General features: G+C 36.6%; 9 protein-coding genes. 7 read left to right on the top strand and 2 right to left on the bottom strand.

Annotated features, from left to right (window positions below; genetic code table 11):
• Window positions 1–5 precede the first annotated feature (5 nt).
• The 6 genes from F5ESL0263_RS06485 (at window position 6) to F5ESL0263_RS06460 (ending at window position 8745) form a co-directional block, all read left to right on the top strand.
• On the top strand, window positions 6–803 hold the full coding sequence (locus F5ESL0263_RS06485) for an energy-coupling factor transporter transmembrane protein EcfT (RefSeq protein ID WP_122035754.1): 798 nt from the start codon (window positions 6–8) through the stop codon (window positions 801–803).
• Window positions 803–1588 (top strand): tRNA pseudouridine(38-40) synthase TruA, encoded by a 786-nt coding sequence (gene truA / locus F5ESL0263_RS06480; RefSeq protein WP_122035752.1) that lies wholly within the window; start codon window positions 803–805, stop codon window positions 1586–1588. The genes F5ESL0263_RS06485 and truA overlap by 1 nt, the downstream gene beginning before the upstream one ends.
• 106 nt (window positions 1589–1694) lie before the next feature.
• Window positions 1695–2138, top strand: coding sequence for a 50S ribosomal protein L13 (gene rplM / locus F5ESL0263_RS06475; protein ID WP_103752399.1), 444 nt, complete (start codon window positions 1695–1697; stop codon window positions 2136–2138).
• A gap of 13 nt (window positions 2139–2151) precedes the next feature.
• Window positions 2152–2547, top strand: coding sequence for a 30S ribosomal protein S9 (gene rpsI / locus F5ESL0263_RS06470; RefSeq protein ID WP_074425745.1), 396 nt, complete (start codon window positions 2152–2154; stop codon window positions 2545–2547).
• 113 nt (window positions 2548–2660) lie between these two features.
• On the top strand, window positions 2661–3008 hold the full coding sequence (locus tag F5ESL0263_RS06465; RefSeq protein ID WP_122035750.1) for a DUF6176 family protein: 348 nt from the start codon (window positions 2661–2663) through the stop codon (window positions 3006–3008).
• A 472-nt stretch (window positions 3009–3480) separates the two neighbouring features.
• Window positions 3481–8745 (top strand): SpaA isopeptide-forming pilin-related protein, encoded by a 5265-nt coding sequence (locus F5ESL0263_RS06460; protein ID WP_122035748.1) that lies wholly within the window; start codon window positions 3481–3483, stop codon window positions 8743–8745.
• A 140-nt stretch (window positions 8746–8885) separates the two neighbouring features.
• On the opposite strand, the gene F5ESL0263_RS06455 is transcribed toward F5ESL0263_RS06460, so the two are convergent.
• Both F5ESL0263_RS06455 and F5ESL0263_RS06450 read right to left on the bottom strand, forming a co-directional pair.
• Complete coding sequence (locus F5ESL0263_RS06455; RefSeq protein WP_122035746.1) at window positions 8886–10151, bottom strand: ABC transporter permease; 1266 nt, start codon at window positions 10149–10151, stop codon at window positions 8886–8888.
• Complete coding sequence (locus F5ESL0263_RS06450; protein WP_122035744.1) at window positions 10151–10831, bottom strand: ABC transporter ATP-binding protein; 681 nt, start codon at window positions 10829–10831, stop codon at window positions 10151–10153. The genes F5ESL0263_RS06455 and F5ESL0263_RS06450 overlap by 1 nt, the downstream gene beginning before the upstream one ends.
• A gap of 468 nt (window positions 10832–11299) precedes the next feature.
• Here F5ESL0263_RS06450 and F5ESL0263_RS06445 point away from each other — a divergent pair, with 468 nt between their 5' ends.
• On the top strand, window positions 11300–12370 hold the full coding sequence (locus F5ESL0263_RS06445) for a S66 peptidase family protein (protein ID WP_370448859.1): 1071 nt from the start codon (window positions 11300–11302) through the stop codon (window positions 12368–12370).
• Window positions 12371–12398: the final 28 nt, after the last annotated feature.

Below are 12398 nucleotides of genomic sequence, written 5' to 3'. Positions count from 1 at the left end.
TGTGCGTGAGTAAAATTTTAATTGGGCGCTATATTTCTGGTAACTCGCTGGTTTATAAAATGGATCCACGCGGTAAATTACTAGCCACTATCTTTTTTATTCTGATTGTTTTTATGGCGAATAACCCTCTTTCTTATTTAATTGTTACAGTATTTAGCTTAGTTGCTGTTGCTGCTACTAAGTTAAAGCCAAAGATTTTTTGGGATGGTGTCAAACCGTTAATATGGTTGATACTATTTACTTCCTTTTTGCAGCTCTTTTTTACTGTGGGAGGAAAAGTATATTGGCGATGGACAATATTTGCAGTTTCAAGCTATGGTATTGAGAATGCGATATTCATTTTTATTCGCTTTACGGTAATTATTTTGATTTCGACCGTTATGACGGTTACAACTATGCCACTTGAAATTGCTGATGCAATTGAATGGATCTTGACACCGCTGAAGCTAATAAAGGTTCCTGTTGATAAAATTGCTTTGGTTATGTCGATTGCGTTGCGTTTTGTTCCAACATTATTTGATGAAACATTTAAAATCATGAATGCGCAGAGATCGCGGGGAGCGGACTTTAATAATGGTGGATTAATTACCAGGGCTAAAGCTGTAACACCGCTTTTAGTACCACTGTTCATTAGTTCGCTTGAAACTGCGATTGATCTGTCGACGGCAATGGAGTCGCGTGGTTATCGCGGAGACGAAGGTAGAACCAAGTTTCGCGTTTTAAAGTGGTCAAAATATGACTTAGTGAATTTGGGCTATTTTGCTATTTTAATTGTATTGTTATTAGTTTTTAGGACACATTAATGACTACTAGATATAAGATGACTTTGGCCTATGACGGTCACTTGTTTCATGGCTTTCAATCTCAACCCAATCAGAGAACGGTGCAGGGGACAATTGAAGCAGCTTTGAAAAAAATGACTAAGGGACAAGATGTTCCAATTGAAGGCTCAGGCAGAACAGATTCTGGGGTTCATGCATTAGGGCAGGTTATTCATTTCGATTATCCGGGAACAAAAATTCCGCCAGAAAGAATGATTCGGGCTCTTAATTCAATTATGCCTCTCGATATTGTTTTTAAAGAATGTGAAATAGTTGATGAAAGTTTTCATGTTCGCTATAGTGCAAAAGGTAAATGGTATCGTTATCACGTTAGCTTAGATCGCTTTGTTGATCCATTCAAACGTTTTTATACAGGACATTATCCGTATCCAGTTAATTTGGAAAAGATGCAGCAGGCTGCGACTGACCTAATTGGTACTCATGATTTTACTAGTTTTGCTGCAAGTGGTGGACAAATAAAGAATAAAGTACGGACAATGTATTATGTTAATATTCAAAAAGATGAGCAAGAAAACGAAATTGTTTTTGATTTTATTTGCTCCGGCTTTTTGTACAATATGGTGCGAATTCTTGTTGCAACTTTATTAGAGATTGGCAATGGGAAAAGACCGGTGGATGATCTTCCTAGAGTAATTGAGGCAAAAGATCGGGAACAGGTCAGAGAAACTGCACAAGCAAATGGTCTATTTTTATACCATGTTTTTTATGAAGATATCCCCAAAAAATATCGACTGGATAAGGATTAATATTGACAAACTGCTTAAATAGACGTATTCTATTTAAGTATGTTTGTCCACGATAGGCCCCGGAATCTTATTGTTTTCAAACAACGTATTAACGGAGGAAATTAAATTGCGTACTACACAATTAGCAAAACCTAATGAAATTGAACGTAAGTGGTATGTTATTGACGCAACAGACGTATCTTTAGGTCGTCTGTCTACTGCAGTAGCAACTATTTTAAGAGGTAAAAACAAGCCTCAATATACACCAAATGTTGACACAGGTGACAACGTTATTATTATTAACGCTGCTAAGCTTAAGTTAACTGGTAAAAAGGCTACTGACAAGATTTACTACCACCACTCTTCTTACCGTGGCGGCTTAAAAGCTACCCCAGCAGGTGACTTACTTGCCAACAACCCAGTTAGATTAGTTGAATTGTCAGTTAAGGGAATGCTTCCAAAGAATACTCTTGGTCACCAAGAATTCATGAAGATGCATGTTTATGCTGGTGAAGACCACAAGCATGAAGCACAAAAGCCTGAAAAATTAGACATTAACAAATTAATCTAGGAGGTTAAATTAAATGGCACAACAAGTTGCATATGCAGGTACTGGCCGTCGCAAGAATTCAGTTGCGCGTGTACGTTTAGTACCAGGCAGTGGTAAAATTACTGTTAACAACAAAGACATTGATGAATACATTCCATTCCCTAACTTAGTTAAGGACTTGAAGCAACCATTGACTTTGACAGAAACTGACAACCAATATGACGTTAAAGTTAACGTAAATGGTGGTGGATTCTCAGGTCAAGCTGGTGCAATCCGTTTAGGTATTGCTCGTGCTCTTCTTGAAGTAGACCCAGATTTCCGTGGTCCATTGAAGAAGGCAGGTTTCTTAACTCGTGATCCAAGAATGGTTGAACGTAAGAAACCAGGTCTTAAGAAAGCTCGTAAAGCTTCACAATTCAGTAAGCGTTAATTTTATTTCATATTTATTAACGTTTTGCCGTAAGATTGCAGAGCTTAAAATAAAAAAAGCACTTACTGTAGTTTAGTAAGTGCTTTTTTGTTGTAATTTTTTGGAGATAGATAATGGTACAAATAGAATTAACTCGCTTTAGAATTAAAAAAGGTAAAGAACAAAGGGCTGAAAAGTGGATGGAATTTCTAAATGATCATCATGCTGATACAGTTGCAACGATGGCTGGTGAAAAAATGTATGTTGAAACTGTTTTTAAAGAAGAAAATGCCGATGGCTATATGTACTTTTACTGGTACTCAATTCAAGGTGAAAATGGTAATGCAGTTGAAGACTCGGAGAGCTATATTGATAAAAAACACCTAGAGTATTGGGAAGAGTGCATTGATAGTACGTACCGCCCTGTTGATATGACCTTGATGCAAAGTTTGCTTGCACCTAAAATTGAAGAAAATATGTAGTAATGCATAGATAAATATTCAAAGCTGGAACCAATTATAGTTCCAGCTTTTTTCTTTTCTCAAGTTTTGAAAAAAGAAGTATACGGGTAGAATATACATGAATTCTATGTGTCATTAATAAAAAAATATAATTGGATTATAGATGAGCAAAATTGTATTTAACTGTTATTTATGAAAAGTCGGTTCACATATAGATATCAAAGAAAGAAGCGATAGTTCTTACTGTAATACTATGTTATTTTATTTTTCCAGTTTGTTATTTAGCTTATAAATGCTATGTTGACGCAAAAGTTACCATAATATATAATCATAAAACGTGATGATTAAATAAATAATTCTATGATATGTGTTATTTAATTTGGTGTAGTTGTTACTATACCTACTGCTTGTAAGACATTTTATAGAAATTTTCATTTAATAGTATGGTCATTATTTTTTTGAAATATAAAAATATGGAGAAGTGTAATTTAATATGGAAAAAATTAAAAAGGCACTATTTTGCTTTATGAGTTTAATGGTTCTCTTACAGTATATGATGCCGACAGTTGTCTTTGCTGTAGAAAATCAAGGCGACTTTCAGTTAACTTCTTTATCTGTCGATAAAGAAGAGAAAGACACGATTGAAGCGAAAATAAGCCTTTCTTTTAAAGCTCAGACAGAAGAAAGCCAAACGTTGATCTTTAACGAAGACGCAACCGTTAAAGATGTAAAAATAGAAAATAAAACTGAGTCAACTAAAGTTGATTACGTTATCAACAAAAATAAAATAGAGATGAAGATTGCTCCTAGAACAGAGGGAACAATTATCCTTTCTGTTTTACTCGACTCTTCAGATTTAAAAGATGATAATCTGATGCTTACAAATGGTGTTCAAACACTAAAGGCACCGCTAAAAACGCATGAGTCAGAATCAGAAGAAGATGCAGCTAAAGAAACAGAAGAGTCTGAAAAGGAATCTGAATCTGCTGATAAAGCTAAAGAAGTAAAAATAAAACGTGATGGCGGCAAGCAAAACATCCGTGATTTATTATCTAAAGTGGGAATTAGTCCTGCAACCATTATTGACGATGTAAAAGTTGTATATATTGATAGCAATGGTCACATATGTACGGACTTAGATAGCATACCAGCTAATGCAAGTGTTGAAGTAAATTACTCTTGGAGTCTTCCTGAAGAATTATTCGGAGTGATTAAGGAAGGTGATTATTTCGAATTTAGCTTACCAGATGCCATTCGAGTTTTTCCGGGAACTGGACCACTTATAGGAAATCTAGGTCAATATGGTTCATATGAAGTTTTCACTGATGGTAGAGTACGGTTTGAATTCAACAAGAATGTAGAAACTGATCATGATATAATGGGTAGCTTCAGTTATTCAACAAAGTTTAAGCGGACTGAACCTGGAGTAGTTGTCATTCAAACACCAAATGAAGATAATGCTGGACCAAGCAAAATTCGTATTCGTCCAAATTATGATCAAGCTATAGATAAAAGCGGTCACGTTAATAAAGTACCTAATCCAACTGGAATAGTTTGGGAAGTCAATATTAATCGTCCCTTAAGTAATATGAAGGATGCCGAGCTTGTTGATATTGTACCTGCTGGTACAAGTCTGAAGAGTGTTGAGATTTATCCAGAAACTGTAGATGGCACTGGTGCTATTGTAAATATTGACAGGGATCACCCATTAACCGAAGGCGTAGATTATAAAAGAATCTCATCTGGTTCGACTGAAACCATTAAGTTTATTGGAAAGTACGCAGAGACTCATCAAGCCTTTCATGTTGTTTATACAACAATGATTGATGAGGATAGAAAACCTGAGAAGGGTGGAAACGTAGAATTCAAAAACCGTGCTACTCTTGATGATGGTACTTCCAGCACATCTGCTGAAGCGAGCGTCACTGCCCATTATGAGCGACCAATTACAAAAAATGGTCCGTTTGCCACAGGTAATGATCAAATATATAAATGGATTGTTAGATACAACTACAACGAAAGGAAGCATCCCGCTGGCTCAACGATTACGGATACAATGTGTGATAGGCTTTCTTTAGTCAAAGATTCCGTTAAGTTATTTAGGATTTCATTTACTGGTGCTGGTGATGATGAAATAATTGGCGATTCCTTGGTAGAAGGTAGCGATTACGTAATAGAAGAAAGTTCATCTAATGCGCACCGATTTATCATTAGGTTTTTAAAGGAAATCGATTATCCAGTTAGAATTGACTACCAAACAAAAGTGAACGGTTATGTTGACGAAACTACTCCAATTTCTAATTCTGTCATAACAGATATCGGAGATAGTGACGAGAGTGAAGGTACTGGACATAAAGATGAGATTAAAGGGGATGCAAACCAGCAGAGTATTGCTAAGAGTATTGACGGTGATATTGACTACGTAACTCATGAAATCCCATGGCAAATTCAAATTAATAAGTCTGGCTATTTGCTGAAAAATTGGTATTTGGAGGATACATTCAGTAAAGGACAAAAATTAGTAGATGGTAGTTTCAGAATCATCGATCTAACCGAAGGGAAAGCGTTAAGTTCAGATCAATATACATTTACTAAAACCGACAATGGCTTTAAGGTAGAATTTGAAGGCGAACTGAAAAACGGCACTGATCATAAATATGCCATAACCTATAAAACTAATTTTGATATTGCTGCAATAGAAGGCACTGGAAGTGAAGATTCATTTATATTTAAAAATACGGCTACTGCAAACTGGATGGATAAATCTGGTGGCAGTCATTCAAGCACAGATTGGGTAGAATTTGATCCACTGCAAAGATTTAAATACAATGGAAACAAAATTGGTGTGTATAATGCGATTAACAAGAAGATTACTTGGACAGTAGCAGTAAACTATCGTCATCAAGAGTTGAAAAATGCAACGATTACGGATGTAATAGAAGCGCCACAAGATTATGTTGCAGGTAGCGCGAAACTATATGAAGCAACGGTCAATAGTAATGGTACTTACACTTTAGGTGATCAAGTTGGGGCAGACCTAGTTGAGCCTACGACTGCTCTGCCAACATTACAGGTTAACTTGCCAGAGAACAGTAACAAAATGTACGTACTTGTCTTCGAAACAAGTCTGGCAGGAAAAGTAATCAATCAACAGTATTATAATAATAGGGCGGTCTTTACCACTGAAGGTGTATCACATAATTTAAACTCGAGTATTTCACCAGCCCATTTCGGCGAATTACTTGATAAGGATGGTGCACAGGATCCTGATGATAGTGGTTATGTAAAATGGAACTTAACAGTTAATGCTTCACAATCTACTTTAAACAACGTAAAAATTGTGGATACTCCATCAGCTAACCAATTTATTTCTAAAGATGGGATCGTAATATATGGAACTATTGTTGACAGTGCAGGGAATATCGAAAAAGATAGTTCAACTGTTTTAGCTGAAGGTACAGATTACAAAGTAGATATTGAAACTAACAATGCAACAGGTGCTCAGGTAGTTACAATTGAGTTTCTAAAGCAAATTACCACATCATATATAGTGGAGTATCGTTCATTAGTTCTTTTAGATAAATTAGTTGACACAGTTGCAAACTCTGCCAGTATATCCGGGATGAATGAGCAAACTATAACTCAGGGTCAAGCTAAGGAGATTGTTGTAACTAGCACGTCTGGAAATGCTACAGGGTCAAAGGGATCGATTAAACTTATTAAAGAGGATTTAAGCGGAAAGAAGAGATTATCAGGTGTTCACTTACAATTGTGGACAATCAATGAAAAGCTGGAGAAAAATAAGCTTGTTCGTGAAGGTGTTACAGATTCAAACGGTGAATTAGAGCTTGGTAATTTGCGAGTTCAAGAATATCTCGTTGTTGAAACTGAAGCTCCTGCTGGCTATACAGTCAGCGATGAGTTGGCAAAAGGTAAGAGAATCAAGGTTGTAAAAGATAAAGCAGGCAGTACTACTAAAGTGGTTCATATTTATAATGAACCAACAAAGGTGACTTTTAGAAAAGTGAGTGAGCCTGACGAAAAAGGTTCAAAACTTCCACTAAAAGGAGCGGAATTTAAAGTTCTTGATTCTAATGGAAAAGTTGTAGAAGGATATGAAAACGTCGTTTCAGACGATGAAGGAATCGTCACGATTGAAGGTTTGGTTCCAGACAAGTACCAAATTGTAGAAACAAAGGCACCTACTGGATATAAATTAGACGATAAGCCAAGAGAGTTTACGGTAGAAAAGAAAGCTGACGGAATAATTCCTCCAATTAACTTAGGTGATTGGGAAAATAAGCGTCTAAATTATAAAGGATCTGCTAAACTACTCAAGACTGATAGTAAAGGCAATCCACTAGCTGGAGCAGAATTTAAAGTAGTCGATAGGGATGACAATATTGTTAAATCAGGTTTGACTTCAGATGCCAATGGAGTTGTTTTAGCTACATCGTTGGCACCAGGTAAATATGAATTTGTCGAAACCAAAGCTCCTGAAGGATATGTTATTAACTCAGCACCAGTTAGTTTTACAATAAATGAAGAAGCTAAGGAAGATCCAGCTGCGGTAGTTACAGAGTGTGAGTTAATTAACTATAAGGGATCAGCTCAATTAGTAAAAACTGACAGCAAAGGCAATCCTTTAGCTGGAGCAGAGTTTAAACTGGTTGACAAAGATGGTAAAACAGTTCGCGAAAACTTGGTATCATCAGAAAGTGGTATCGTCTTTGTCTCAGACTTGGCACCAGGCAAATATGAATTTGTCGAAACTAAAGCACCAGCAGGCTATTTGCTGAATGCTGCACCTGCTAGTTTTACAATAAGTGAATCAGCCCAAGGTGAGCCCGCAGTTGTTGAGGCAAAATTAGTTAACTATAAGGGTACAGCTCAATTAGTCAAAACCGACAGTAAAGGTAATCCTTTAGCAGGAGCAGAATTTAAAGTAGTTAATAAAGATGGTGAGATAGTTCAGGAAAGCTTAGTATCGTCTGATAAAGGTATAGTCTTTGTCACCGACTTAACACCAGGCAAATATCAATTTATCGAAACTAAGGCACCAACTGGCTATGTTATTAATTCGACACCGACTGATTTCACCATAAGTGAGTCAGCTGAAGGTGAGCCTACTGTTGTTGAAGCAAAATTAATTAACTACAAAGGTTCAGCTCAATTAGTTAAAACCGACAGTAATGGTAAACCTTTAGTTGGAGCAGAATTTAAAGTAGTTGATGCAGATGGTAAGACAGTATTGGATAAACTGGTCTCGTCTGACAAGGGTATTGTTTCAGTAACTGATTTAGCACCAGGTAAATACCAATTTATCGAAACCAAAGCGCCTAAAGGTTATTACTTAAATAGTAAGCCAGTTGATTTTACAATTGATAAAGAGGCAGCAGGTGAGCCAGGTTTAGTGAAAGCTGGAAACTTAGTCAACATGGAAATTAAGAATGATACACCAGAATGGCCAAGTAATCCTGAAACTCCAAGTGCACCTGACGAACCAGATAGTCCGGATAATCCTGAAAAGCCAAGCATTCCAACAGATCCTGGAAAACCAAGTATTCCGGATAATCCGACTACGGCAAAAACTGTGTATGATAAGAGATATAATAAAAAGCCTCGGCACGATACAGGTCAAAAATTGCCGAAGACGAATTATCAAAATACATTATGGCTAACAATTTTAGGCTTGGTTATCCTTATGCTTGTAGCTGTGATCATTTATCGAAATAAGAAAGCAGACCAAGCTGAATAGTTATCTAGTTCATATCATGAATTAATAAAACTAAGTTTTTAAAACAACAAAATAGGTACAGAGTAATATAAAACTCTGTACCTATTTTTTATTAATTACGATTTAAAAAGAAGTTAGACTACTCAAGTGATCCTATCTTTTTATTCATAGCGCAAGGCCGTAATTGGATCTAATTTTGCAGCTCGTCTTGCTGGCAACGTTCCTGCTAAAAATGTAATTAGGCAAATGATACCGACGATTAACAAGCTACTGGACCAATTAAACTGGACTAAAACAAAACCATCTATTCCTTTAAGGAAACTACTTGTTGCTGCTTTATTCAATAATTGGCCTAAGCCCATTGCAGAAATTAATCCTAACAATGACCCGATTAATCCAATTAAAATAGCTTCACAGCTAAAAATTGAGAATACTTTCCCGCGGCCTAAGCCAAGGGCTTTCATCAAACCAATTTCACGTGTTCGATCACGAACTGACATGTAAAGCGTATTGATAACACCGAAACTAGCAGCAATCAATGCAATTGCCCCAAAGATAATTAACACACCTGTTGCTGCATTGAAAGTTTGAAATAGTTGTTTGACGGCTTCCTTTAGAGTTTGTGCGTCATAGCCCTTTTTGTTAAGAGCATTTTCAGCCTTTGCAACTGCTGCGTCGCTTTTTCCAACTGGAGTTGCCACAACTTCGGTATAACGATCTTTAAGTGCTTTCGGCAGACCATCTTGATTGGCGGCAACAATTTTTTCACTTAAGCCATGACTATATACTGATTGACCGCTGTTTACCATACTCTCATTTCTAATACCAACAACTTTTGCAGTGATAGTTGATTTTTTCTTGGTAACAGGTGAAATGACAACCAAGTTTATCTTTTTGCCGAGAATTTTACGAACATTTTTATAGCCAAAAGCCTTAGCCATTTCTTTTGTCAATAAAATCTCTGATTTATTTCCAGAAGTAGCCACTTGTTTACCAGCAAATAAATCATATTTGATACCAAGGGTAGTTTGCGCATTGATCACATATTTAGTCTTACTTTTACCTTGAGCATATTCAACGTTATCATCTTTCATTGCTTTAACGTTTTTAATTCCTTTAGTGCGCTTGATTTTTTCGACATCTTTTTTAGTCATCATGCCGTCAGCGTTTTGACTACTTTTCTTAGTGCTATATTTCTGCGGTCCTGTACCATCTCCAGCCGAGTATTGCGGTGAAATAATCATTTGCTCAGTGTTACCAACGTTACCAATTTGTTTATGTAAATAGTCATTAACACCCGTATTGATTCCTAGCGTAATACTAATTGTTAAAGAACCAATTAAAACGGCAATAATAGTTAATAGAGTTCTTCCTTTGTTATGCCATAAGTTGGATCCAGCAGAGTTTAAAATATCACGGAATTTCATTAGAAATCTCCTTTCACTACTTGACCATCTTTAATTTGGATTTGACGATCACATTTTTGGGCTAAGTCTGGATCGTGGGTAACGATAATCAAGGTAATACCTTTTTCACGATTCAGTTTGAAAAGAATATCTTCAACTTTTGCACCGGTATTAGAGTCTAAATTACCTGTTGGCTCGTCGGCAAAGATAATTTCTGGATTGTTAACAAGTGCTCGGGCGATACAAACGCGTTGCTTTTGACCACCTGATAGAGCACTAGCTTTATTATTCATTTTTGCTTCTAAACCAACCGCTTCAAGTGCAGAAGTTGCTAATTCACGTCGTTTTTTGCCAGTTACACCGGCTATTTTCATTGGCAACATAACGTTCTCAAGAACACTATCTTGTGCATTGAGGAAAAACTGTTGAAAAACAAAGCCAAAAGTCTGGTTTCGCAACTTGTTTAATGACTTTGCCTTAATTTTTGCTGTTGGTTGGTCATTTAGTAAAATGCTGCCTGAAGAGGGATGATCTAGTAAAGCCATAATATGCATTAAGGTTGATTTGCCAGAGCCACTTTTACCAATGATAGCAACTGATTCTCCTTTTTCAATCTTCAAACTAACGCCGCGTAATGCCTGAAAGCTAGTTGTTCCATTCCCATAAGTACGTGTAATATCCCGCGCCTCAATTAAACTCATTTTATTCACTCCTTTTGTACTGCTGTCATATATAAATAATACACTAGATGATTTAAAATTCAATACATTATGGAACTAAAATTAAAAAAAGATGTAAATGAGAGTGATGTAGTAGCGTAAAATTCATTAGTTACTTAACTAATTGAAGTTTAATTGACACTTAGGTTGCAATCTGATGGCTTGCATAACATGTTTTTAAGTTCTACAGTATTATATAAAATATAGTATAGAGGAGATGGAAACATGCATTTTCAAATTCAGTCACGCTTGCTTGACGGTGCAATTTTATCCTTTATTGATGAAGAAAGTCTTTAAAGGACTAATTACAGTGGAATAGGACTAAAGTAACTGAACTCATTTTCAAAACCATCTTTAATTCAAATTGACTTCTTGTCTTTAAACCAGCATAATCAGCAATAACAATTTTTTACTAAGTGCAAACGGCACAAGAAGGAGTGGATTATAATGTTGAAAAAACCATCTAAATTAGCTCAAGGTGACAAAATTGCTGTTGTGAGCCTTTCGCAGGGAACACTAGGTGAGGACTTTGCAGCTCATCAACTTAAGCTGGGTAAAAAAAGAATTGAAGAACTTGGGTTAACCCCTGTTTTTATGCCCAATGCGCTTAAAGGAATTGATTTCGTCAAAAATCATCCCGAAAAAAGGGCGGCCGATCTAAAACAAGCTTTTCTTGATTCAGAAATAAAAGGAATAGTTGCGGCTATTGGCGGCGATGACACATTCAAAATTTTGCCATTTTTAATGGAAGACGAAGAGTTTAAACAGGCGGTGGTTAAGCAGCCAAAACTGTTCACCGGTTTTTCGGACACAACAATTGACCATCTGATGTTTTACCGGCTAGGGATGCAGAGTTTTTATGGTCCAAGCTTTTTAAACGATTTTGCAGAACTTGATACAAAAATGCTGCCGTATACGAAGAAGACCATCGAGCACTTTTTCACCAATCCTGCCACTACTGAAATTCCGGCGAGTGAAACTTGGTATGAGGAAAGAACAGATTTTTCTGCTGCCCAAGTTGGCCAACCACGTGTCAGTCACCAAGATTCTGGATATCAAGTCTTGCGTGGACACGGGCAAGTTCAAGGTCATTTGTGGGGTGGCTGTATCGATAGCATTTATGATGCATTAGATGGAGAACGCTATAGAGATGAACCAGCAGTGATTGCACGTTATCAATTGCTTTTAAAGCCAGAAGAAACTAAGGACAAAATCATCTTTCTTGAAACTTCTGAAGAACAGCCGCAACCAGCTTTGTATCGGAAAAAGTTGACGCGCCTTGCTGAAGCCGGAATTCTTGAAAATGCGCAAGCAATTTTAGTTGGCAAACCTCAAAACAAAAAGTACTTTGCTGAATATCAAAAAGAACTGCTTGAAGTAACACAAGAATACAATACACCTATTTTGTATAACGCCAATTTTGGTCACGCTTATCCACATACGGCATTGCCATATGGTGCGTTAGCGAAAATCGACTTTGATCAGCCAAGTCTGACAATTATGGAACCATGGTTTGCATAATTAGAAAAAAAGAAGCCATCTAGCATAG

It is taken from the genome of Lactobacillus sp. ESL0263 (assembly GCF_003692845.1).
GTDB lineage: Bacteria > Bacillota > Bacilli > Lactobacillales > Lactobacillaceae > Lactobacillus > Lactobacillus apis.
This window is presented reverse-complemented; position numbering and strand designations above follow the sequence as displayed.

Coding starts and splice junctions, on each gene's coding strand:
- F5ESL0263_RS06465 (WP_122035750.1), top strand. CDS start 2,661: ATGGTACAAATAGAATTAACTCGCTTTAGAATTAAAAAAGGTAAAGAA.
- F5ESL0263_RS06450 (WP_122035744.1), bottom strand. CDS start 10,831: ATGAGTTTAATTGAGGCGCGGGATATTACACGTACTTATGGGAATGGA.
- F5ESL0263_RS06460 (WP_122035748.1), top strand. CDS start 3,481: ATGGAAAAAATTAAAAAGGCACTATTTTGCTTTATGAGTTTAATGGTT.
- rpsI (WP_074425745.1), top strand. CDS start 2,152: ATGGCACAACAAGTTGCATATGCAGGTACTGGCCGTCGCAAGAATTCA.
- truA (WP_122035752.1), top strand. CDS start 803: ATGACTACTAGATATAAGATGACTTTGGCCTATGACGGTCACTTGTTT.
- F5ESL0263_RS06455 (WP_122035746.1), bottom strand. CDS start 10,151: ATGAAATTCCGTGATATTTTAAACTCTGCTGGATCCAACTTATGGCAT.